This window comes from Salinibacter sp. (genome assembly GCF_042218895.1).
Taxonomy (GTDB): domain Bacteria; phylum Bacteroidota; class Rhodothermia; order Rhodothermales; family Salinibacteraceae; genus Salinibacter.
This window is the reverse complement of the sequence record NZ_JBDGQQ010000167.1, coordinates 1-20,871: the sequence shown is the minus strand read 5'-3', so window position 1 is coordinate 20,871 and position 20,871 is coordinate 1. Positions and strand designations below refer to the sequence as shown.

Sequence of the window (20,871 nt, the reverse complement as noted above, 5' to 3'; positions counted from 1 at the left end):
CAATCGACGACTACACCACGGTCGACCTGCGGCTGAGCCACTCCGGCCTCCCCCTCACGAAAGGGGCCGTGCTGACTCCCTTTATCGCCCTCAACAACGCGTTCGACGTACGCTATAACGACGTGGTGGTCAACGCCTTCGGCGGGCGATTTTATGAACCGGCCGCCGGACGGCACTGGCGCTTCGGCGCCTCACTTCAACTCAATTAGCCGCTGTCGAGTGCCCCGTGGCCCTCGGGGAGCGGACGCGTTGCTTTCTCGTCTTCATACCGTCCAATGGGCTTCCCCACCGGTGCACCATCCCCGTGCCATCCGGGGCGTCGTGAACGCGTACGCGGCGTCCTCGGGGGTCACGACAATGCACCCCCCTGTGGCGCCCTCCCCGTCCGGGGACTCGACCCGGTCCTGCATGCGCCTGAGGGCTCGGCGCGCCGCCCCCTCCGCCGGTGCGCCACCGACGACCCGCTCCCGGACGTCTCGCGCCAACCCGACCATGGCGATGGCTTCGCCCCACCCCGTCGCGCTTACTGCCACGTGCTCGTCGGCGTAGAAGCCAGCCCCGGGCAGCGGCGAATCTCCCACCCGCCCAGGCGGCTTGAACGGCGTCCCCCCCGTCGACGTGGCCGCGGCCAAGCGTCCCGCCGGGTCGCGCACGACGCTCCCCACCGTATCGGCCCCGCCGAGGGGGGACGCACCGGGCAAAAACGACGTGCTCGGGTGATCGGGCTCGACCTGAGCCCGGACGCGCTCGTGTCGCGCTTGCTCCCGGGGACAGACGAGCGCCTCGTTTGGGACGAGGGCCATGCCCTCGGCCTCCGCGAACCGCTCGGCCCCCTCGCCCACGAGCATCCGCACCCGGCCCTCCCCTTCGTCCAGCAGGCGACGGGCCACCCGGACTGGACGGGCCACGTGACGGGTGGCCGCAACCGCCCCGAACTCGAGAGAGTCTCCGTCCATCACCCCGGCGTCCAGTTCCGCCTCCCCGTCTTGGTTCAGCATGGCTCCGTACCCCGCATTAAACGCCTCGTGGGCCTCCAGGGCGGCGACCGCCTCTGTGGCCCCATCCACGGCCTGCCCTACTTCCTGGAGGATTGAGGGGGTCGATTCCACGACGGACCGGAGCCCAGCGCGGTGCTCCTCCAGCGCCGAATCGGGAATGTCCCATGCTCCCCCGTGCACGACGAGAAGGCCCCCGGTTCCCTCAATGCGATCGCTCCGGAGTCGAGTCGGCATCAGGAGCAGGCCAGACGAGGAAAAAGCCGATCCAGGGGTAACCTCCAGGCTATGCCTCGATCAAGACTGCGTCTGGAGGGACTGTGCCTGCCCCCCGGCGAAGACCGATGGGCGACGAAGCCGGGGCAGCAACGCCTGCACGGTTCGCCGAAACGCCTCGCGGTACTGCAATGGGACCGGCTGAGACGGGGGAAGATCCACCGTGTTGGGGTCCACGGGCGTGCCGTGCTTCCACAGCCGATAGTCGAGGTGGGGCCCGGTGGAGCGTCCCGTGCTGCCGACCCTACCGATGGTCTCGCCCTGATTGACGGTCTGGCCCGGCGCCACTGCAATCTCTGAGAGATGAAGGTAGCCGGACGTGTAGGTACTGTTGTGCTGGATCTTGACGTAGTTGCCATTGGGGCCCTCGTAGCTGGCGTGCAGGACCTCTCCGTCGCCCACCGATCGAACAGGGGTGCCACGGGGCGCTGCATAATCGACTCCGTGGTGCGGCCGGTATTCTTCCAGGATAGGGTGGTACCGCCGGTTGGTAAAGCCGGAACTGATGCGGGAATACTGGAGAGGAGCCCGGAGCAGCTTTCGTCGCAGGCTCTGCCCTCGCCGATTGTAGTATTCCGCTCCGCTGCCCGTATCGAAGCGAAAGGCGTAGTATTCCTCTCCGAGGTGCTCGACGTAGGCTGCGACGATGGCTCCGGGCTGCAGCTGCGTGCCCCCCACCGATTGCTTCTCATACACGATCCGAAACTGATCCTGGGGCCGGATGCGAAAGAAGTTGATCTGCCAGGCGAACACCTCCGAGAGCCGAAGGGCCAGCACAGGATGGCCTCCATTCGACACAAGGCTCTCATACAGCGAACTCTCCACCGTGCCGCCAACGGTTGCCCACTGTTGCTGGACCGGACGGGTTGCCAAGCGGGTCCGCTCGGGCCGTTGCACGTCAAACACGATATGCTCGGCGGGACTTATCTGATAGACGAGATACTGAGCTTTCTGGAGCCATGGGTTCCAGTAGACCCGGTACGGCTTCCCAGTGCGGAGGTCTTCCGCCTCGAAGTCCGGCGGGGCCGCTCTGAGAAGGGCCAGCGCAGTCCGGTAGTTGACGCCATAGTCGTCGAGGAGGTCGGCAAAAGTTGCCGCCCGCGGTACGCGCCCGGCCTTCACGTCATACAGGCCTGCCTGGATCCCGAAACGAGACGCCTCCGATTCGGCACGAGTCGACGGGGGACCTGCCGTGGAGCCCTCGTTCTCTCCAGCGGGGGCCGAGGGAACCATCGCAGTCGCGCAGGCGAGCACGAGGAGGCCGCACAGGATCGATCGGGACATGTCTCGTTCGGGATTGCAGATAAAACCAGGTGGTACGTAGAGGAGGGGTGCTTCCCCGAGGACTATTTACCGTCCGCCTCGTCTGGGGCGCCGCCCTCTGACTCCGAGGACGGGGGAGTCCAAGTGTCCTCCTGAATCCCCGACTTGCGATTGGCCCACCGCGCCAGGACGAAGAGCAGATCGGAGAGGCGATTGAGGTAAATCAAGGACTGCTCGTTGATCGGGGCGGAGGTCCGTGCCTCTACAATCTGGCGCTCTGCTCGACGGCAGATGGTCCGGGCCGAGTGGAGAGAGGCCCCCGCGGGGGTGCCCCCCGGAAGGATGAATTTCTCCAGCGAGGGAAGCTCCGCGTCGAAGCGGTCGATCCGTTCCTCAAGGCCCATGACATGCTTCTCCTCGATCCGCGGCACGAAGGGTTCGGCGTCCATGGGGGTCGCCAGGTCCGCCCCGAGCACGAAGAGCTCTTCCTGAAGGTCTCCCAGCACCGGGTCGAGCCGCTCCGCTCCGGGCTCGTTCCGGAGATGCGCCCGGGCGAGACCGATGGCCGAGTTGGCCTCGTCGACCGTGCCGTAGGCGTCGATCCGAGGATTGCCCTTGCCAACGCGCTCTCCACCGAACAGCGAAGTGGTCCCATCATCTCCGGTCCCTGTGTAGATCTTGGCCATCGCAGTGGGGTCGTAATCAGAGGACATTGAGAGGGTGTGTGACGCGTCACAGCCTAGCACGGGCTGTACCGCCTCGCGTTTCCGAGCAGGTTGTCTCAGACGGACTCCTCTGCGCGGAGGCCAGCCTGGTCCACGGGCTCCAGGTAGTTGATTCGGAGCGTGCCCTCCCGATGATGGTCAACCTCCACCCGCATGCCAAACACATCCGCGATTCGTCCCTGCGTGAGCACCGCCGCAGGAGGGCCCTCTGCCTTGATGCGACCTTCGTCGAGCAGGAGCAGTCGGTCGGCGTATCGTGCCGCCAGTTCAAGGTCGTGAACGGCGGCCAGCACCGTTTGCCCCTCGGCCTGCTGCGCTCGAATCTGCTCCATGAACGAAAACTGATAGTGGACGTCGAGGTGGGCCGTGGGCTCGTCGAGCAGCAGGGCGCCCGCCTCCTGCGCGAGCGCCTGCGCCAGAAACACCCGCTGCAGCTCCCCTCCACTAAGCGATAGTACCGAACGAGACTCGAAGCCCTCCAGGTCTACCCGGGCGAGAGCCTCCTGGACCCGAGCACGGTCCGCCCGGCGGTACGACTGCAGCCACCCGCGGTGCGGGGCACGGCCAAGGAGCACAAATTCTTCAACGGTGAAGTCGAACGTCAACGACCGGGCCTGCCGGACGAAGGCCAGGGCGCGGGCCCGATCCTGAGCACTCATTTGCTCGACGGGCTCCCCCTCAAGGTGAATACGACCGTCGAACGGGACGTGGCTCCCGATGGCCCGGAGAAGAGTCGTCTTGCCGGCCCCGTTTGGCCCAAGGATGCCGACCCACTGGCCTTCGGGGACCTCGAAGCTCAAGTTCCGCAGGATTGTGTGGCCGTCCAGCACAACGCGGAGCCGATCGACCGACAAAAAGGCCACGATGCTACCGGTACGTCGCAACAGAATGCGTCGGGCATCCCCAACGCTCCTCCTGAGGCCCTGTTCTCAGAGCCGCGTTGGGGGTGACCCGGACGGGGACTCCAACCTGTGGATTCAGTGGGAGTGCCCCCATGGTCTGTTCGGGGCCCAGTCGGTCGGGCCTCCGCTGCGTACGACTCGGCCGCGCCCACAACGTTATGTTTTCCCTTGGTCGTGTGTCTGGGATACAGCCGCACGTCCCCCCGTTTGCCAAACCCGCTTGTCCTATGGTTGGAAGCGACGGCCTATTTCCCTACACCACGTATACGGTCGACGACGCCGAGCAAACAGTTACGCTGCACGAACCGCCCCCGGACACGCCCAGCGTGCCGGAGGCGCTCGTCCAGGATCTCTGGAAGCAGCAGCGCTTCGCCACGGACTGCCTCACTACCACCGAAGATGAGACGGTGCACGTCCTGGATCCGGGAACCCTCAACAGCGACGCGGGGCCCGACTTCCAGAATGCACACGTTCGGATTGGAAGCATGGACTGGCGGGGCCACGTCGAGGTCCACAATACCTCCGGGGGCTGGTTCGAGCATGAGCATCACACCGATCCGCGCTACGACAGCGTGGTGCTCCATGTCACGCTCCACGCCGACATGTGGACCGGGGGACTCCTCCGATCCGACGAGTCGGGCGTGCCCGAACTCGTGCTGTACCCCTACCTTGAAGACTCGCTCCGGGAACTGCTCCACGCCTTCCACACGCGGGCCGACGACGATGCGCTCCCCTGCGCCTCGCGCTGGACCGAGGTGCCTACTCAGCATCGGCGGGACTGGATCCACCGCCTGGCCCGACGACGCGTGGCCAACAAGCGGGATCGTCTTCCAGCCCCCTCGGACACATCTCTGGACGCAATCCTCCACGAACGTCTCCTCGCAGGGCTCGGCTACTCGAAAAACGACGAGCCGATGAGCATGCTTGCCGAGCGCGTCTCCCCGAGCATGCTTCGCTCAGTTGAGGAGCGGCGGGACCGGGAGGCTCTCCTGCTCGGGACCGCGGGCCTCCTCCCAGAGCCGGGTGACCTGCTCGACACCAATCGGGGCACCGCGGACTACGCGATGGACCTCCGTCACCGGTTTCAGCGGTTGCAGGTGCGGTTCGATCTTCCCCGCCTGGCGTCCACGGCCTGGACCTTCTTCCGCCTCCGTCCAAACAACTTTCCGCCTCTCCGTCTCGCCCAGGCCGCGGCCTGGTACGCCGAGGATGCCCTGCTGGCTGCAGATCCCCTCCCGGCGCTCCGCGCGGCTCTTGGCCAGGAGCGTGCCGTGTCGGCCCTCCACGACGCCCTTGCGTCGAGGCCGGGCCCATTCTGGCGAACGCACTATCACCTCACCAAGGAGGCCTCGGAGCATGACCCGGGGCTCGGCTCGTCCCGCCGAGACACGCTTCTCGTGAACGCCGTCGTGCCGGTTCTCCTCTTGGACGCGGAGGAGCAGGACGACCCGGCGCAGAGCGAGGCGGCCTTTGACGTGCTCCGCACGCTTTCCGCGTCGGAGGACCACGTGGTCCGGCGCTTCCAGAACCTTGGCACAGAGGTGGAGTCGGCGTTCGACGCACAAGGCCTCCACCAACTCTACCGGCACTACTGTACGGAGGGTGGGTGTCTGGACTGCGCCATCGGGCAGCATCTTCTCAACCGGTGACCAGCCGCCCAGCCTCTTCCCCGACTTTGGCCCGGCAGTCGCTTTCTGAATGATGCAGCTGGCACAACCGCACCCAGAACAGGGCCTCCTCGCTGTCCGCTCGTTTCTGCCGATCTGATCTCCCGTCGACAGTGAGACCACTCTGCGCCTCTCTTACCGCCCCCCGAGGGTTTACCTTCGCGGTGTCAAGATTTATCTTAAACAGGCGAACCGCTCTCTGTCTCGATCGTCTCTCCGCCGTGCTTATCCGCATTGTCCGCATGACCTTTGCCCCCGACGCCGTCGATCTGTTTCTCGAACGATTCGACGCCGCGGCGCCTCGGATCCGCTCGTTTCCCGGATGCCAGCACCTCGAACTGTGGCGGGATGCCGACGCGTCGTCCGTGTTTACGACCCGCAGCCACTGGGTGAGCGCGGAGGCCCTGGAGACATACCGCGAGAGCGACCTCTTCCGGTCTACCTGGTCAACCGTGAAGCCTCTGTTCGCCGGGCGCCCCCAGGCCCACAGCTACACCGTAGCCCGGTCGGCGGGTGCCATCGAGGAAAGAACCGGGCAGGCCGAACGGGCAGAGTAGTCCTACCGGCACTCGAACTGGGCCCACGTCTCGGTCACGGCGGAAGCGATGCACTCCCCCTCGATGTTGCACAGCGTTCCCACCGAGTCTGTCTGCGGGGTCGCGGCAGGCAGGGCCGTTACGTATCCCCGGGCCGGCCAGAGGCCCTCACCGTTCCACACACAGAGGACCCCCTGCCTCCGGTCGTAGTGGAGGTAGTCGATTCCGAGGTCGAGCATGAGTGTGCGGGCCCGGGCGCTGCCGGCGTTGGGAAGCCAGAAGAAGGAGGTGTCCGTCCGGCCCTTCGCCTCCGCAGCGGCCACCTGCATGAGCTCATCGTACTGACGAGAGGCCTCACCGGGCGGGGTGGGCGGCTCGCATCCAGCCGCGAGCCCCACAAGGACCAGAAGGACCGGAAGCACCAGGCGGCGTTCAGCGATCAGGGCGGACACGAGACGATGAGGGGCTTGCCGTGGGCATTGCGCATCGTTTACAGCGTGACTTCCAGCCCGACCCGGAACGACCGGCCCGGCCGAGGAAGCCCGAGACCAATAAATACGGCCTCGTCGGTCAGGTTCTCGCCCCGCACGTACAGTTGGCCGTCGACCCCGCTCGTGATATTCGAGAGGGCGTAGCTGAGGCGGGCATCCACGACAAGCGAGGGAGACGACGGAAGCGTCACGAACTCGTTCTGTTCGTTCCGCGCGTAGACGCCCCCTGTGTAGCGGCCCTGGCCCATCACCGACAGCCCGAACGGAAGCTCGTAGGACACCCGACCGGTGCCCAGCCACGTGGGCTTTTCGTCGAGCCGCTGGGTACCGTCCTCCGTGAAGCCTCGTGGGTGGGACCACGTGAGGTTCCCGTCCAGCACGAGCGACGCCGTCGGCGTCCAGCGGACCGTCGTTTCGAGGCCGTAGATGCGCGCCCCTTGCAGGTTGATGCGCTGCTCCTTTCCGGCGTTCGGCCCCTCTTGAAAGGTCCGTTTGTCGATCGTGTTGTAGACCCGGTTGAGGAACGCGGTCGAGCCGAGGTGGAATGTCGACGTGCGGTATTCGACGCCTGCCTCGCCGATCCAGGCCGACACTGGCTTCAGGTTTGGATTCGGGACGAACTTGCCGATTGCCGCGCCGAAGAGCTCCCGCATGGTCGGGAACCGCGTCTTCCGGCCAAAGGCGCCGCGCACGACCCATTCCTGGCCAGCGTCGATCCGAATCCCGGTGTTCATGCCCCAGGTGTAGATGGGGTCGCGATCCGGAAACGGACCGGTCTCCGGCGTGGCCGTGCCGTCCACACTGGCGCCCGCGGTAATCTGCACGCGGGAGTGCACTTGGGCCTCGTATTCGAGCCCGGTACTGAAGATGTGCTGCCGGTAGGTAGAGGATTGGCTGGAGTCGACCGGCTGTCGCGGCGCGAGAAGGGTCGTCTTCTCGTGCCGACTCGTCAGGCCGTTGAGGGACAGGGTAAGGCTGCCGAGCGGGAAGTTCTGCGTCCCGATGAGGCGGAGTCCCCCCGTGAGGTCGCGCCCTTCCTGGATCTGATTCAGGTCCTGGTAGTCGATGCTTTCGTAATCGGCAATGTCGCGGGCAAAGCGGCTGCCCCAGGCGGCCCCGCGGAGCGAGGTGTTCGTGCCCAGGGGCACCTGCCCGCTGGCAATGACGGTCGACTTCTGCCAAAGGGGGTAGCGCCAGTATCGGGACTGTGCGTCGGTCGCGTTGCCCTCCGGTGCCACGCCCTGCTCGGCGTCGACGTGGAGCACCGAGACGGCAAGCTGTCCCCCGTTCTCAAAGCGGCGACTGACCCGGCCAAACGCGCTCAGCATCTGCCGATCCGTGTTGATGCGACGATCCTCGAGAGGCTGATTATTCTGCAGGTTTGTGCCCTCAGAAAGGGGCTGATTCCCGCGCTCGTTGTACTGCACCGCCGCCGTGTAGTCCCAGTTCTGCGTGCGCCCGAGGTGGGTGATTGAGGCGCGGCGCTGCTCGGCCGTGCCCAGGGCACCGTTCAGTTCGGTGCGCTGCCCCTTCGAATCGAGGGTGCGCGACTGGAAGTTGATGGCCCCGCCGAGGACGTTCGCTCCGTATCGGACCGACGGGACGCCTTTCGTGACGGTGATCTCCTCCACCACGCTCGCCGGAATGAGGCTGATGTTCACCCGGTTGTCCCAGGGAATGTTGAGCAGGGCGCCGTCAAAAAACTGGCCGACCTGCCGGTCCCCGGCGTTGCGGAAGTACAGGATCGTCTGACCGCGGGAGTTGGTCTGGACGTGGGTGGCCGGCACGAGCCCCGCCAGCTCCGACACGTCCGCCGCGTCCTGCGACTCGATGGCCGCGTAATCGACCTGTTGGACAGTTGAGACGGCATCCTCTACCTCGCGCTCCTGCCCACTGACGACGATTTCGTTCAGCGAGTACTCGCGGGGCGAGAGGGTGAACGTCACCGACGTAGACTCCCCGGCCCGCACCGTCACAGTCCGGCGGGCCTCCTGGTACCCGAGGGCCGACACCTCGACGGTGTACTCGCCCGGGGCCAAGTCAATCTGGAAGCGGCCGCGAGCGTCCGTGCTCGTGCCCTGCCTTTCATTTCCGTTTTGAAGGAGCACGTTCGCCCGCTCGATGGGCGCATCGGTCTTTTCGTTGAGCACGCGGCCCTGAATGCTCTGGGCCGAGGCTGGAAGAGGGAGAATTGTCGAGAGTAGACATAGCACTGCCAAGCAGTGCCAAAACGAACGATCATGCATGGGTGTAAATGGAGTGCTGATGTAAAAGCCGTGGTTCACCACAGTCGGCCCTCACGCGAAACTGCGAAGACCGACCGGGAGAGTCGCAAGAAGGGAGACGGACTCACGCCCACGGTGGGGGATGGGGCACCTCCAGATACGGCCCCTGATGGGCCGCGAAAGAACTGCGAGGAAAGGACTGCAGGCGTACCTGCGGAGACGGAAGGGAGGACAGTGCGGCCGGGACCACCGCGAGCGGGCGAAGGGCGGTGGGCCGCTGGGGGACGGGAACGGCCGAGTCCTTGAGCGTCGGTGTGTTCACCGCCTGAGCCAGGGCATCCAGATACCGCTCCTCTTCCTGGTCGTGGATGACCCAGACGTGCCAGACCTGCCCCCGCCACTCCTCGCGGACAACGTCGTAGAGATTGCCTTGGTACCGGAATTCCCCCTCCTCAATCTGCACGAACGACGAGTTGGGGGATTGTCGTTCGGACCGCGAAATGGTCAGGTGCTGGAGTGCCGTCGTATCGCTGGGGGACTCCGACACCGCAGCAATTTGGCGATGCATCTGCTGCTGAGCCTGGTGACGACCAAGCAACGCACCGAGCATGCCCAGTTGCCCAGCGAGCAAGGACAGAATAAGCAAAGTGGCGAGCGCCTCTCGCATCGGCGTTGGGTCGCTTTGGAGAGGTCTGTGTTCCTGAACCGAACGAGAGCGTCGGCGAAGTATTGATCGGGGTGCGCAGCGGTATCGTACGCGACACGCAGCGGCCTGGGACGGTTTCGACGTTCTTGGTCCGCTGGCCGCTGCCGCCCCCCTCGAAGCGAGGAGCAGTGCAGGGACGCACAGCGCTGCCACCGACCAAACCTAACGTCCCTGCAACGCTTCTTCCAGGCTCAACGTGTCCGTCGGCTCCGAGTCCGGAAACCCGATGGGGTTCGTCGTGTAGTGCCTCTCTGCGTCGGGGGAGGGGGCCTGGACCGCGGCAGAGCCCTGAACAGCGCCTCCCAAGTTTCTGATGGTTCGCTGGTAGCGCCGTCTCATCAGGCGCCGCTCGGTAATGGTTGCGCCGTATGCCCGGTGCAGGTCTCGGTAGCTTGACTCCCGGGAGAGCCGTTGGAGCCGCCGTTTCTGCTTCTCGAGCAGGGATTTGTGCTTCTCAACGAGACCGCGGAACTCCCTGACGAAGGATTGGAGCGTGTCGCGCTCCGTGGCCGCTTCTTCAAGCCGGCGGAGGTTGGCTTCCGCCCGGTTGAGGTCGCTCTCAAAAGAGTCCACGGTCGACCGCATCGCTTTGTAGGTCTTCGGCTCCGAGTCGTACCCGCCATAGGTCCGGCATCCGCCCGTCACCAGCAGTCCAACGACCGTAAGAAGCAGAACAAAGCGGCGTGACCACAGCATAGAGCGCGAGATTCGAGCGTGCGAAAGCGGAGTTGTTATTGGCCTTTTTGCCACAGGTTACGTTGTAAAGGTGATTCTTGAGCGACCCTCTGTCACCCGAGACGGCCCATTTTCTGTTCGTTTTCACGTCTTGGCGAGCGCCCAGCGTCCCCCGTTTGACGCTGTGAACGGCCGCATCGATCCGTCTTGTCCGTCGAGGCCGCGGGGAAACACCGGACTGCCCCGGATGGTACTCATCTATGTCTTCACGAGCCGCTCACGCCGCGGCCTCCTCGTTCCGACCCCGACCGGTCCTTCTTCCCCCTACCCATGAGCAAAGAGACGGCCCGTCTCGTCGAGCGTCTTCGCAATCGCCTCCAGCGGGCCTTGCGCCGCCTAACCTGGGCCGAACTGGCGTTCGGAGGCGCCGTCGCTGCTGGAAGTTTGGCCACCCTGTGGCTCGTCGCGGCGGTTCTGGAGGCCACTTTGTGGCTAGGAACGGGACTCCGTACGGGCCTCGTTCTTCTAGGGGGCGCTTCCATTCTCGGGGTGGTGGCCGTTTTTGTGGCCCGCCCCCTGGCCCGCCTCCTCGGCCTTGCTGATGGGCCCTCCGAGAAAGAGGTAGCCCGGACGGTCGGCGAGCATTACCCGGACGTGGAGGACCGGCTGATCGACCTTCTACAGCTCGTCGAAGGTGAGCGCTCCCACGCCCCTGCCCCGTATGTTGACCGGGCTGTTCAGCACCTTGCCCGCCAGGTTACGGACGTTCAGTTCGAGGACGTGGCTGATTTCCGCCCAGCCCGGAGGGCCGCCCGGCTTGCGTCGCTCCCCTTCGTTGCGGTGCTGGCATTTCTCCTCGTGGCTCCGTCCACGTTTCTTGGGGCTTCGGAACGGCTCCTGGCGCCGCGGTCCGAGTTTAGCCGTCCCGCCCCCTTTCGTCTTTCCGTGAGGCCGGGCGACATCCGCCTCGTGAAGGGCGACTCCCTCCGCATCACGGTTCGATCAACGGGCGCCGCCCCCGAGAGCGCCGCGCTGCTCCTGCGGCAGAGTGACGACGATTCCCCCGAGCGCATCGCCCTGCGGGCCGACACAGTGGGCACGTTTCGGCATGTCGTGCCCAACGTTCGAGAGTCCCTGCGCTACCGCGTCGTGGCCTCTCCCGTCCGCTCCTCATGGTACTCGGTAGACGTTGTGCGCCGCCCCTTCCTGCGCCGGCTACAGGTTCGCGTGACGCCTCCGGCCTACACGAACCGCCCAACCCGCGAACTGGCGCCAAACGTTGGTGACGTGACGGCGCTGCCGGGCTCCCGCGTGTCCGTGTCGGCCACGCTGGGAGGTCCCCCCATCGCCGAGGCACTAATTGCGTTCGAGAGTGGCAATGCACGCCCCTTGTCGGTGGCGGACGACTCGGCCAGCGGCACCTTTGTCCTTCAGCGCGAGGGCTCGTACGTCCTGCGCCTCCGGAGCAAGCAGGGCACCTCGAACCGCGATCCCATCCGTTACGAAACGTCGTTGCAGCCGGACGCCCGCCCCTCGATCTCCTTTCTCGAACCGGAAGGCACAGCCAACCTCTCCCCGAGCCTCATTCAGAAGCTGCGCCTTCAGCTGAGCGACGACTACGGGTTCCGGCGGGTCAAGCTGTTTTACCGTCTTGCGGACAACCGAGGAGCGGAGGCCGATTCCTCGTTCTCGTCGATGGACCTGTCCCTCCCCGACTCCCGCAAGACCGATCAGGTGATCACCCACGAGTGGCTTCTTGCTCAGGAGAGCAACCTCAGCCTTGAGCGAGGCGACGAGGTGGTCTACTACGCGAAGGTGTGGGACAACGACACGGTGAACGGCCCGAAAACCGGACGCACTACGACGCAGCGGCTCCGCTTTCCCTCCCTGTCCGAACAGTTTGAGCAGCTTGACGAGACCAAGAAGGAGGCGGACGAGCAGGCGCAGGAGCTCCAGCGGCAGTCCAACTCCGTTCGTCAGCAGTTCCGCGAGCTGCGCGACGAGATTCGCCGCACCCGCGAGGCCAACTGGGAGGACCGCCGCCAGCTCGAGCGACTGCAGCAGAAGCAGAAGTCGGTCACCCAGAGCGCCGAGAGGCTGTCCCGCCAGGTCGAGAAGCTGAGCCGCAAGATGCAGCGCAACAACCTGTCGAGCCCCGAAACCGCCAAGAAGTTCCAGGAGCTGAAGCAAGCCATCGAAGAGATCACCTCTCCCAAGCTGCAGGAGGCCCTCAAGCAGCTGCAGAAGTCGATGAAGAAGCAGCAGTTCCCGCAGATGCAGAAGTCCCTGGAAAACGCGAAGGCGCGCACCGAGCAGCAGAAGAAGCGTCTTGAGCGCGCGCTCAACCTCCTTGAGCAGCTCAAGGCACGGCAGAAACTGGAGGAGCTGTCGCGCCGGTCCAAGAACCTCCGCAAGCAGGAGACAGAGATCGCTGAAAAAACGGAGGCGCGGATGGAGGAGACGCCCACCGAGGCGGACTCGTCAGGGCGCTCTCCAACCCAAAACCCGGCGGCGGACTCCACGTCGGCCCCCTCCGATTCAACGTCCATGGCCCGGTCCGACTCGACCGGAGCCCAGCCCGATTCGGCCTCCGCATCCCAGTCCAACTCGTCCGCCGAGGCTCGGTCCGATTCCACAGCCGCGGCTCAGCCCGACTCCGCGTCCGTTGCTCGGTCCGACTCGACCACGTCCCCCGCCGACTCGGCCGCCAGCAAAGAGTCAGCCGCCAATAGGAACCTGTCCGCCGAGCAAAAACGAGCGGCCCAGCAGATGAAGAAGCTCATGAAAGCGATGAAGGAGGCTCAGCGGCAGATGAAGGACGTGCCCTCGGCGCCCCGGAAGAAGCTGAAGAAGCTCAACCGGAAGCTGCGCCGCCAAAACCTGCCCCAGAAGATGCGCAAGAACAGCCAGCAGCTGCGCAAGAACAATCTCCAGAAGGCCCGCCAGCAACAGCAGCAGATTCAGAAGCGCCTGCAGAACATGCAGTCGCAGCTGTCGGGCATGAAGAAGCAGATGAAACGTCGGCAACGGCGCATGAACATCGCAGGCCTTCGCAGCGCTCTCGAAGACGTTCTTCGTCTTTCCCAGGACCAGGAGGATCTCCGAAAAACCGTCGAGGAGCTGAACAAGGGCTCCTCGGCCCGACGGTATGCTTCCGACCAGAAAGCCCTCTCGGACGGCCTCCGCCGCGTGGCCGACTCGCTCCAGTCCATCGCCAGCCGCCTCCCCGAGATGTCGCAGGCTGTTCAGAAGCAGACCGGAAATTCCCTGCGGGCCATGGAGAAGGCTACCTCCTCCCTAGACGCCCGGCGGGCAAGCGAGGCGACTGGCCATCAGAAGATGTCCATGATGCACCTCAACAAGCTGGCCGCCCTTCTTTCGAACCTACTGGATCAGATTCAGAAGAAGAGCAGTGGTGGAGGCGGAAGTATGTCGATGCGGCAGATCATGAAGAAGCTTCAGAAGGCCTCCGGTCAGCAGCAGAAGCTCAATCAGCAGATCCAGAAGTTCCTGAACCAGGCGCAGGGGAAGCGCCTCTCCAAGAACATGGAGAAGCGCCGGAAGCAGCTGGCGAAGCAGCAGCAGAAAATTAAGAAGCAACTCGAGGAGATGAACGTCGGGAGCGAGGCTCAGAAGAAAATCCTCGGGGACCTCCAGAAAATCGCCAAGCAGATGCAGAAATCCGCCGAAGACCTGCGGGAGGGACGGCGCGACCGGGAACTCCTCAAGCGCCAGCGGCAGATCATGACGCGTCTGCTCAACGCACAGAAGTCGCTTCGCACCCAGGGGAAAAAGAGGCAACGTCGAGGCCGCACGGCCGACTCGAACTCCAACCGGCAGCCCCCCGGCGAGCGTCCCGAGCCAGACGAGGCCAACACACTGCGCCGGGACCTGATTCGGGCTCTCGAAATGGGGTACAACCCGGATTACGAGGAACTCATCAAGCGGTACTTCGAGCTGCTCCAGGAGAGAAACGAGCCTGAGCAGCAGTAGACCTCCCCGGTACCTGCTACGTGGCCTGCTGCAGGAATCGGGATTGCAGATCTGGCGTGGGAACGCGGCATTGGTTTCGTTTTCCAAACCACTGGTATCGATGATTCGAAACCCAGTCATACACCCTGTCCCGCAGGGGGGCAGGAACAGCAATCAAGGCGTAGAGCAGCGGCCAGGGGGCCTGGAGATGGCGAGCAACCCGCAGCGCCGCCGTGGACCGCTCGTAGATCTCCCCATTCTCGATCAGGAATAAGGTGTTTAGGGCCTCCGGGTCAACCCCGTAGGCCTGGAGGTACGGGCGTGCGGCGTCCGACTGGAGGGCTCCCAGGACGAAATACCCTTCTGGATCGTTGTCGATGACGAAATTGACGAAGCCATTACAGAGATTACAGACGCCATCGAAGAGGAGAAGGGCATGGTGCCCTTCCCCTTCCTGAAAGGACTGCGCCGGCGACGGGTAGGGAGAGGGAGCTTCGGTCATGCTTAAATTGCGTAGACACAAAGAGCTGTGTGTCGAAGGTCGCGGGCGAACCTGCTTCTGTCAATTCATCTGAACCACGCCCACGAGCGATGGCTTTTCTGGTTGGGGACTTTTCTCACTTCTCTCGGGTAGCATTTTTTTCATGTTCTTGACGCCAGAAGGAGAGATTCTGTTACGAAATCATTGATTCCGCAGGGATCCCGCAGTAGATTAAGTGCGACGTTATTCGATTTCCCGGCCGACTTCAGAGCGCTCTTCCCTGGAAGGTCAGGCGTTAATGCGCTCCTTCTGGCGGTCTGGAAGTCCTCTCATTACCGTTCTCCGTTCAGCCACGTCTTTCCGCATGGCCCAGTCAAGACGCGTCCTCTTCGCCGTCAGTGCCCTAGCGCCATTTACCGAGATATCGACCACTGCTTCTCTTACTCGCTCTTTGTCCGGGCAGATCCAGGAGGCCAATGACTTTGAGGCCCGGATCATGATGCCCTGCTACGGCTGCATCGATGAGCGAGAGCACAATCTGCACGAGGTTATTCGGCTGTCGGGCACGGACGTACCAATGGGAACGGACACCGAGTCCGTGACGGTGAAGGTCGCCTCTGCCCCCAACGTCCAACTTCAGGTGTACTTCATGGACCACGACGGGTTTTTTGACCGAGATGGCCAGGCAACCGATGGCGACGGCAATGCCTTCGACGACAACGCCCAGCGGGCGCTTTTCTTCAATCGATCCGTGCTCGAGACCCTTCGTAAGCTCCGCTGGGGCCCCGATCTGATTCACTCGTTCGGGTGGATCGGCGGCTTTTTGCCTCCCCTCCTATCCACTACGTGCACGGGAGACGATCTGCTCAGCGCCACGAAGTCGGTCTTCACCCCCGAAAGCCGGAGTCCGGACACGTTCGTCCCCTCCTCCTTCTCCGAGATTACGGGGCTGTCGCTCGACGGAAGTCTCAACTCGACACTTTCGGAAATTGGGTCGAACTTCGCGGACGCGACGATCTTTCCACCGAGCGGATCGCCGACGGACGGGGCGTCGCAGTTCAGTGACGACGTAGGAACTCGCACTGACCAGCTGGTCACACTTTACGATCAAATGCTCAGTGAAGTCCCTGCCTAACGGTTGCCCACGAAGAAACACCCTGCTTCCAGGCGGCATTCATCCATCCGATTTCGGGACGACCGGCTCTCTCTGTTACCCCGCCGTGGTTTGTGACGCTCGCGCATCTTCTGCTTTGCTGCGCGGACGTCCTGGCAGTCCCACCCTGAGCAACGGCAACTCCGGCACGTCCCTGCCATTTCCGCACGCGCATTTTCGCAGTTGACCGTCGCCGTCTGGTCCAACGATGTCCATGAGGCCCTCCTGGATCTATTCCCTCCTCGTCGGAGGAGTTCTTCTCTTCTCCTTCTCTGCTTGTGACGACGCCTCGACAGTTGGACTTGGCGTAGGTCCTGACTCCCTGTCCGGTGGAGACCCTGTCACGCTGGATATTCCTCCTGCGCTTGACACGACGACCTCTCCCCCACAGACCGGCTTGGAGCTGCAACCGTTCAGTCCGTTCGGGAACCGCGGTCCCTGGCGCGTTCTCGTGGGCCGTGTGGACGACCCGATTGGCGGCACCATCGAGGCGAACGGATACTTTGACGTGCAGGGGCGAAGCGACCTTCCGCCGGAGATTCTCAACGCCGATCCAGATTCGCTGTCTGCCGAACTCCGATTCACGCCGACGTACATCCACGGGGATACGGCCTCTTCCGTAGAATTTCGAGTGTTGAACCTCTCCGAAGAGGCGAAGATGGACCAAGCCCGGGCCGACACCACGTTTCCGGTCGGCTCCGCAATAGCTCGGCGGTCCATCGTTCCCACCGATTCCCTGGTTACCATTGATCTTCCCTCCTCCTGGCTCACCAGTGAGCGTCTCGGCGTCCTTCGCGACACTTCCGATGGAGGCTCCGCCTTCAATGAGAACTTCCACGGCTTTAAGCTGGTCGCCGCGGAGGAGAGTGCTGTGGTGGGCTTTTCTGTGGGCAACGCGACCCTTCGTCTCATACACACTCCGGATAGCACTACCGCCGACTTCCCGGGCCTCAAGGCCTTCACCCATGTTGAGCGCCGAAACGTGCCCGATTTTCCCAATCACCAGGTTCTCCAGGGTGGCGTTGGCGTGGGCCTCACGATGAATTGGGACTTCAACGCTCCCCCTCTCGACACTCTGAACCGCGCCCCACTGAACCGGGCAGAAATCTTCGTCCCAATCGACACGTCCGCCATGGAGGCGAGGTCTGGATCGGATTCTTTCGCCCGCCCCCTGCCCAAGGGATATCGTGTCACAGCCGTTCGGGATCAGAGCTCAACGGTCTGTTCCCGCATTCAGACGGTATTTCCCCTTCCGCAGAACGATACCAGGTGTGCGCTTCCGATCCTCCCGCAGGCGATCCCTGGTGCTGCGCTGGTTCCGAATAGGCCGGCGTTCCCGATCTTTGAGACTTCCCTGCGGCAGACGCCTGCCTTCACCAGGTACAGAGTCGAAGTTGCGGACCGGGAGACCTCCCCAAGCAGATCCGAGACTGTCCAGCCAGGCCTTCCAAGTACGCTCCCGGTGCTCGTGCCACTGCCGGAGGCTGAAGACATTGGCTCTCCACATGCTACCCTAACTGTAACGCCGCTCTAGCCCCGATGACCTTCTTCTCGCGGTCTCTCCATTCAAGGACGTGTGGCTGCTCTCTGCGAGTGCCGAACGCCGGGTTCTCGCGTATCTCTATGGCAGTTCCTGCACTCGCTCTGCTGCTTCTGCTGATTACGTCCCCTGCTCAGGCTCAGTCCAACGGGGAGGGTTCAATCTACTCACGGTTCGGTCTCGGGACGCTTCTCGAGTTTTCTTCCTCCCGAAGCCAAGCCCTGGGGGGAGGGGGTTACGCGCTCCGTTCCCTCAACTACAATCCCGGTGCGAACCCGGCCCTCTGGAGCGACCAGGTCTTCACCCGTCTGTCGGCAAGCGCTGCGTACCGGTCCATTAGTACGGAGGACGGGCGTGGAAATTCCGGTCAGCTCGCCTCGGGCAATATTCAGGCGATAAAGTTTAATTTTCCTATTTCTCGGCGCACGCTCGGGGTTGCCCTTTCCTTCCAGCCGTACTCCCGCACCAACTACACCGTAACTCAGTCAGGCACGGTCCCCTTCGGACCGAGACAGAAGACTGAGGCCCCGTACGAAGTGAGCTTTACCGGCTCGGGGGGGCTTCATCAACTGCGTGGCGGTCTGGGCTACCGGGTTAACGAGGTGCTCAGTGTGGGGGCCAGTGCTAACTTCATATTCGGGATCCTGGAAAGCCAGCGGCGCACCACGTTCGAGGAAAGCGCTCAGGGACTCCGGAACGTCGTCGTTTCAGACGGGACTCGGCTCTCTGGGCTCACCGGAACCTTCGGGACACACCTCACACTGGCCGACGTGTTCGCTCCGGGTGATGCTCTCTCGATCGGAGCGTCGGCCACTCTGCCTGCTGTTTTGACGGGTGAGCAGTTTCGAACCCTCGACGAGGACCTAGCACGCGACACTCTTGCGACCCGCGATGGGCAGGTCACTGTGCCGTGGCAGGGGCGCCTCGGGGTGGCCTATCAGCCCAATGCGCGGTGGACCTTTATTGCGGATGGCCTCTTCGAACCGTGGAGCGCATTCTCGAGCACCTTCCCCCCAGGAGGCACCGAGACCGCTCCGATACAGTTTCCAGTGGGCGGCCCGCAGACACTGGTGGACCGCTGGCGTTTGTCGATGGGCGCGGAAGTTGTGCCGGCCGGCAACAGCGATCTCGCCGGGTATTTCGCTCAGAGTGCCTACCGCATCGGGGGGTACGTGGAGCGTATGTACGTGCGTCCAGTTGAAGAAACGGACCTCCACGTGTTCGCCGCCACCGCCGGCATCAGCCTTCCCACCTCTCTCTCTGGCACGAGAATTGACGTCAACACAACGGTAGGCGTTCGCGGTACAACCTCAAGGTCGCTCGTGCGCGATACGTTTTTCGGCGTGTCGCTGAACGTAAACTTTGGGGAACGCTGGTTTCAGCGGCGCAAATTCCGATAATTCTCGAACCGAGCGCGGTCTCTCATCCGTAGTGATGGGCGTTATTGGTTTAAAACTGCCCTGAAACTCGACTCCGAGCGTCTAGTCTAAAATCCTAGTCCGCCTAGAAAATGACACAGATGTGCCTCGTCACCATGTTCTTCAATAGTGCCTCCCCGCGGTTTTCACTCTCCCTTTTCTGGACGTTCTGCCTGGCATTTCTCGTGCTCGCCGTTCCTACCACGGCGCAAGCCCAGAACAGCGAGCCGAGCCGACAGGAGAAGCTGATGCACTACAGCCTTTACTACGAGAATTACGAGAACGAGAACTATAAGAGTGCTCGTAGCGACCTCCTTTGGGTTCTGAAGAATGCTCCCGGGGTTCCCGAGGGAGATGACGATAACTACAAACGAGCCGTGAAGCTGTATGAGGGGCTTGCGAAGCAGGCCTCCAGCGAGAAGGCCCGGGAGGCATACTTGGATACTGCGGTCACGTATCTGGCCACTGCCCCGAAGAAGATGAAAAAAAAGGGCCTAGAGTTCAGCCGCTACAAATGGGAGATTCGTCGGGGCCGCTTCGTTGAGAAGCACCAGGGGTCTCTTCCGGAAAACATGAAGGCGCTGAAGAGTCCGATCTCGCACTACCGGAAGGCCTTTGAGCTCGCTCCGAAGAAGGTGAATTCCTACTACATCCAGCAAGTCCTCCAGTCATACCTTCAGGAGAACAAGCTGAAAAAGGCTCTCAGCTTTGCGAAGGAAGTGGAGAAGGAGCGTGGGAGCGACAAGAAGGTCATGCAGACGGTGAGCACCGTCCGTGACAGGATCTTCGGTAAGAATCCGCAGGCGCAGATAGGCTACCTCAAGAAGCGGCTCGAACAGCACCCGGACAGCACACAGCTTCTCACGAAACTCTTCAGTCTGTACCGGAAGCAGGGCAACATTTCGAAGGCGTCCAACCTCGCGAAGCGCCTGATGAAGAAGAAGCCACCGGCTGAGACGATCCGCCAGATCGCGAAGATGCGCCTCGAAAATGGCCGTTCCGAGGCTGCCCTCAAGGCATACGACCGCGCAGTCGAACAAGGTGCTGAGCTCAAGGCCGAAGATTACTACAACCGCGGCACGGCCTACCAGAAGCTGGGGGAACTTGCGAAGGCGCGTGCAGAGTACCGAAAGGCAATCAAGATGAAGGAGGACTTTGGGCGTGCGTACATCGCAATTGGTGACTTGTACGCCAACGCCGTGAATCAGTGTAGTGGAAGCAAGATGACCCGCAAGGACCGGGCTGTGTACTGGGCGGCCGTGGATAAGTACCAGAGGGCGAAGAGAATTTCTTCTTCCGTCTCTTCGGTCGCCGACAGCAAGATTCGGACGTACCGACAGGTGTTTCCGACGAAGGAAGACATTTTCTACCGAAATGACTGGGAGAAGGGAGCAAGCTTTACCATCGACTACGGTTGCTACTCGTGGATTGGGGAGACGACCACTGTACGACCGGGTCCCTCCTCCGGGTAGTCCCCAGGCGCACTGACGACACTGGGCCGGCGGGCCTTTTGGGTCCGTCGGCCTTTTCTACGCCCGCGTCCACCGAAGCGAGCGGCAACTCCCTTCAATTGCCGGGTGTTCTCTGGCTCGAGCAGTGCGGTCTCAGTCCACATTCCTGGCACGATGGTGAGATCTCAGTCCCCGCGCTCCTCGCAAGGTTTTCGGGGAGCCCATCTTCACTCGTGATTGGAGGCGCAGTCGAGCGTCTTCCTGCCGCGGCTTCCCTCTTGCCTAAAGCGACCTGCCATAGGTCCCGAGCGGTCCCCACGCTGGTACGGAGTGGACGGACTGAGCCTTCATTCCGTCCCCAAGTTCGCTTCTTGTGGTTCTGCACTCCGACCACG

17 protein-coding genes are annotated in these 20,871 nt (G+C 63.2%); 8 read left to right on the top strand and 9 right to left on the bottom strand.

What is annotated here, in order from left to right; genetic code table 11:
* A partial coding sequence (locus tag ABEL04_RS13835) for a hypothetical protein (protein WP_375802983.1) occupies window positions 1–209 on the top strand: 209 nt, incomplete at its 5' end.
* A gap of 54 nt (window positions 210–263) precedes the next feature.
* Here the strand turns inward: ABEL04_RS13835 and ABEL04_RS13830 are convergent.
* The 4 genes from ABEL04_RS13830 to ABEL04_RS13815 form a co-directional block, all read right to left on the bottom strand.
* Window positions 264–1,232, bottom strand: a complete 969-nt coding sequence (locus tag ABEL04_RS13830) for an isoaspartyl peptidase/L-asparaginase family protein (RefSeq protein WP_375802982.1) — start codon at window positions 1,230–1,232, stop codon at window positions 264–266.
* 60 nt (window positions 1,233–1,292) lie between these two features.
* Entirely contained in the window at window positions 1,293–2,555 is a 1,263-nt protein-coding gene (locus tag ABEL04_RS13825) for a peptidoglycan DD-metalloendopeptidase family protein (protein WP_375802981.1), read from the bottom strand.
* Between the two features lie 62 nt (window positions 2,556–2,617).
* Window positions 2,618–3,247 (bottom strand): cob(I)yrinic acid a,c-diamide adenosyltransferase, encoded by a 630-nt coding sequence (locus ABEL04_RS13820; protein ID WP_375802980.1) that lies wholly within the window; start codon window positions 3,245–3,247, stop codon window positions 2,618–2,620.
* Between the two features lie 68 nt (window positions 3,248–3,315).
* The gene (locus tag ABEL04_RS13815) at window positions 3,316–4,122 is read right to left on the bottom strand and encodes an ABC transporter ATP-binding protein (RefSeq protein WP_375802979.1); all 807 of its coding nucleotides are present in this window, start codon (window positions 4,120–4,122) and stop codon (window positions 3,316–3,318) included.
* A gap of 266 nt (window positions 4,123–4,388) precedes the next feature.
* Between ABEL04_RS13815 and ABEL04_RS13810 the strand changes: the two genes are divergently transcribed.
* Together ABEL04_RS13810 and ABEL04_RS13805 are read left to right on the top strand one after the other, a co-directional pair.
* Window positions 4,389–5,810, top strand: coding sequence for a DUF2851 family protein (locus tag ABEL04_RS13810; protein ID WP_375802978.1), 1,422 nt, complete (start codon window positions 4,389–4,391; stop codon window positions 5,808–5,810).
* 239 nt (window positions 5,811–6,049) lie between these two features.
* Entirely contained in the window at window positions 6,050–6,385 is a 336-nt protein-coding gene (locus tag ABEL04_RS13805; RefSeq protein WP_375802977.1) for a putative quinol monooxygenase, read from the top strand.
* Window positions 6,386–6,387: 2 nt separating this feature from the next.
* Here the strand turns inward: ABEL04_RS13805 and ABEL04_RS13800 are convergent, their stop codons facing one another.
* From ABEL04_RS13800 to ABEL04_RS13785, 4 genes are all read right to left on the bottom strand, one after another.
* Window positions 6,388–6,816 (bottom strand): hypothetical protein, encoded by a 429-nt coding sequence (locus ABEL04_RS13800; protein ID WP_375802976.1) that lies wholly within the window; start codon window positions 6,814–6,816, stop codon window positions 6,388–6,390.
* Window positions 6,817–6,854: 38 nt separating this feature from the next.
* Window positions 6,855–9,101, bottom strand: a complete 2,247-nt coding sequence (locus ABEL04_RS13795) for a TonB-dependent receptor domain-containing protein (RefSeq protein ID WP_375802975.1) — start codon at window positions 9,099–9,101, stop codon at window positions 6,855–6,857.
* Between the two features lie 103 nt (window positions 9,102–9,204).
* Window positions 9,205–9,747, bottom strand: coding sequence for a hypothetical protein (locus tag ABEL04_RS13790; RefSeq protein WP_375802974.1), 543 nt, complete (start codon window positions 9,745–9,747; stop codon window positions 9,205–9,207).
* A 201-nt stretch (window positions 9,748–9,948) separates the two neighbouring features.
* Window positions 9,949–10,482, bottom strand: a complete 534-nt coding sequence (locus ABEL04_RS13785) for a hypothetical protein (RefSeq protein WP_375802973.1) — start codon at window positions 10,480–10,482, stop codon at window positions 9,949–9,951.
* Between the two features lie 309 nt (window positions 10,483–10,791).
* Here ABEL04_RS13785 and ABEL04_RS13780 point away from each other — a divergent pair, with 309 nt between their 5' ends.
* Window positions 10,792–14,454, top strand: a complete 3,663-nt coding sequence (locus ABEL04_RS13780) for a DUF4175 family protein (RefSeq protein ID WP_375802972.1) — start codon at window positions 10,792–10,794, stop codon at window positions 14,452–14,454.
* A gap of 16 nt (window positions 14,455–14,470) precedes the next feature.
* Here the strand turns inward: ABEL04_RS13780 and ABEL04_RS13775 are convergent, their stop codons facing one another.
* Window positions 14,471–14,935: a thiol-disulfide oxidoreductase DCC family protein gene (locus ABEL04_RS13775; protein WP_375802971.1), complete on the bottom strand. Its 465-nt coding sequence runs from the start codon at window positions 14,933–14,935 to the stop codon at window positions 14,471–14,473.
* A 343-nt stretch (window positions 14,936–15,278) separates the two neighbouring features.
* Between ABEL04_RS13775 and ABEL04_RS13770 the strand changes: the two genes are divergently transcribed.
* From ABEL04_RS13770 to ABEL04_RS13755, 4 genes are all read left to right on the top strand, one after another.
* Complete coding sequence (locus ABEL04_RS13770; protein ID WP_375802970.1) at window positions 15,279–16,049, top strand: glycogen/starch synthase; 771 nt, start codon at window positions 15,279–15,281, stop codon at window positions 16,047–16,049.
* 232 nt (window positions 16,050–16,281) lie between these two features.
* Window positions 16,282–17,601, top strand: coding sequence for a hypothetical protein (locus tag ABEL04_RS13765; protein WP_375802969.1), 1,320 nt, complete (start codon window positions 16,282–16,284; stop codon window positions 17,599–17,601).
* An 89-nt stretch (window positions 17,602–17,690) separates the two neighbouring features.
* Window positions 17,691–19,007, top strand: a complete 1,317-nt coding sequence (locus tag ABEL04_RS13760) for a hypothetical protein (RefSeq protein ID WP_375802968.1) — start codon at window positions 17,691–17,693, stop codon at window positions 19,005–19,007.
* A 110-nt stretch (window positions 19,008–19,117) separates the two neighbouring features.
* Window positions 19,118–20,497, top strand: coding sequence for a tetratricopeptide repeat protein (locus tag ABEL04_RS13755; protein WP_375802967.1), 1,380 nt, complete (start codon window positions 19,118–19,120; stop codon window positions 20,495–20,497).
* The last annotated feature ends 374 nt before the right edge of the window (window positions 20,498–20,871 follow it).

Coding starts and splice junctions, on each gene's coding strand:
- ABEL04_RS13830 (WP_375802982.1), bottom strand. CDS start 1,232: ATGCCGACTCGACTCCGGAGCGATCGCATTGAGGGAACCGGGGGCCTT.
- ABEL04_RS13825 (WP_375802981.1), bottom strand. CDS start 2,555: ATGTCCCGATCGATCCTGTGCGGCCTCCTCGTGCTCGCCTGCGCGACT.
- ABEL04_RS13820 (WP_375802980.1), bottom strand. CDS start 3,247: ATGTCCTCTGATTACGACCCCACTGCGATGGCCAAGATCTACACAGGG.
- ABEL04_RS13810 (WP_375802978.1), top strand. CDS start 4,389: ATGGTTGGAAGCGACGGCCTATTTCCCTACACCACGTATACGGTCGAC.
- ABEL04_RS13795 (WP_375802975.1), bottom strand. CDS start 9,101: ATGCATGATCGTTCGTTTTGGCACTGCTTGGCAGTGCTATGTCTACTC.
- ABEL04_RS13790 (WP_375802974.1), bottom strand. CDS start 9,747: ATGCGAGAGGCGCTCGCCACTTTGCTTATTCTGTCCTTGCTCGCTGGG.
- ABEL04_RS13785 (WP_375802973.1), bottom strand. CDS start 10,482: ATGCTGTGGTCACGCCGCTTTGTTCTGCTTCTTACGGTCGTTGGACTG.
- ABEL04_RS13780 (WP_375802972.1), top strand. CDS start 10,792: ATGAGCAAAGAGACGGCCCGTCTCGTCGAGCGTCTTCGCAATCGCCTC.
- ABEL04_RS13775 (WP_375802971.1), bottom strand. CDS start 14,935: ATGACCGAAGCTCCCTCTCCCTACCCGTCGCCGGCGCAGTCCTTTCAG.
- ABEL04_RS13770 (WP_375802970.1), top strand. CDS start 15,279: ATGGCCCAGTCAAGACGCGTCCTCTTCGCCGTCAGTGCCCTAGCGCCA.
- ABEL04_RS13765 (WP_375802969.1), top strand. CDS start 16,282: ATGAGGCCCTCCTGGATCTATTCCCTCCTCGTCGGAGGAGTTCTTCTC.
- ABEL04_RS13760 (WP_375802968.1), top strand. CDS start 17,691: ATGGCAGTTCCTGCACTCGCTCTGCTGCTTCTGCTGATTACGTCCCCT.
- ABEL04_RS13755 (WP_375802967.1), top strand. CDS start 19,118: ATGACACAGATGTGCCTCGTCACCATGTTCTTCAATAGTGCCTCCCCG.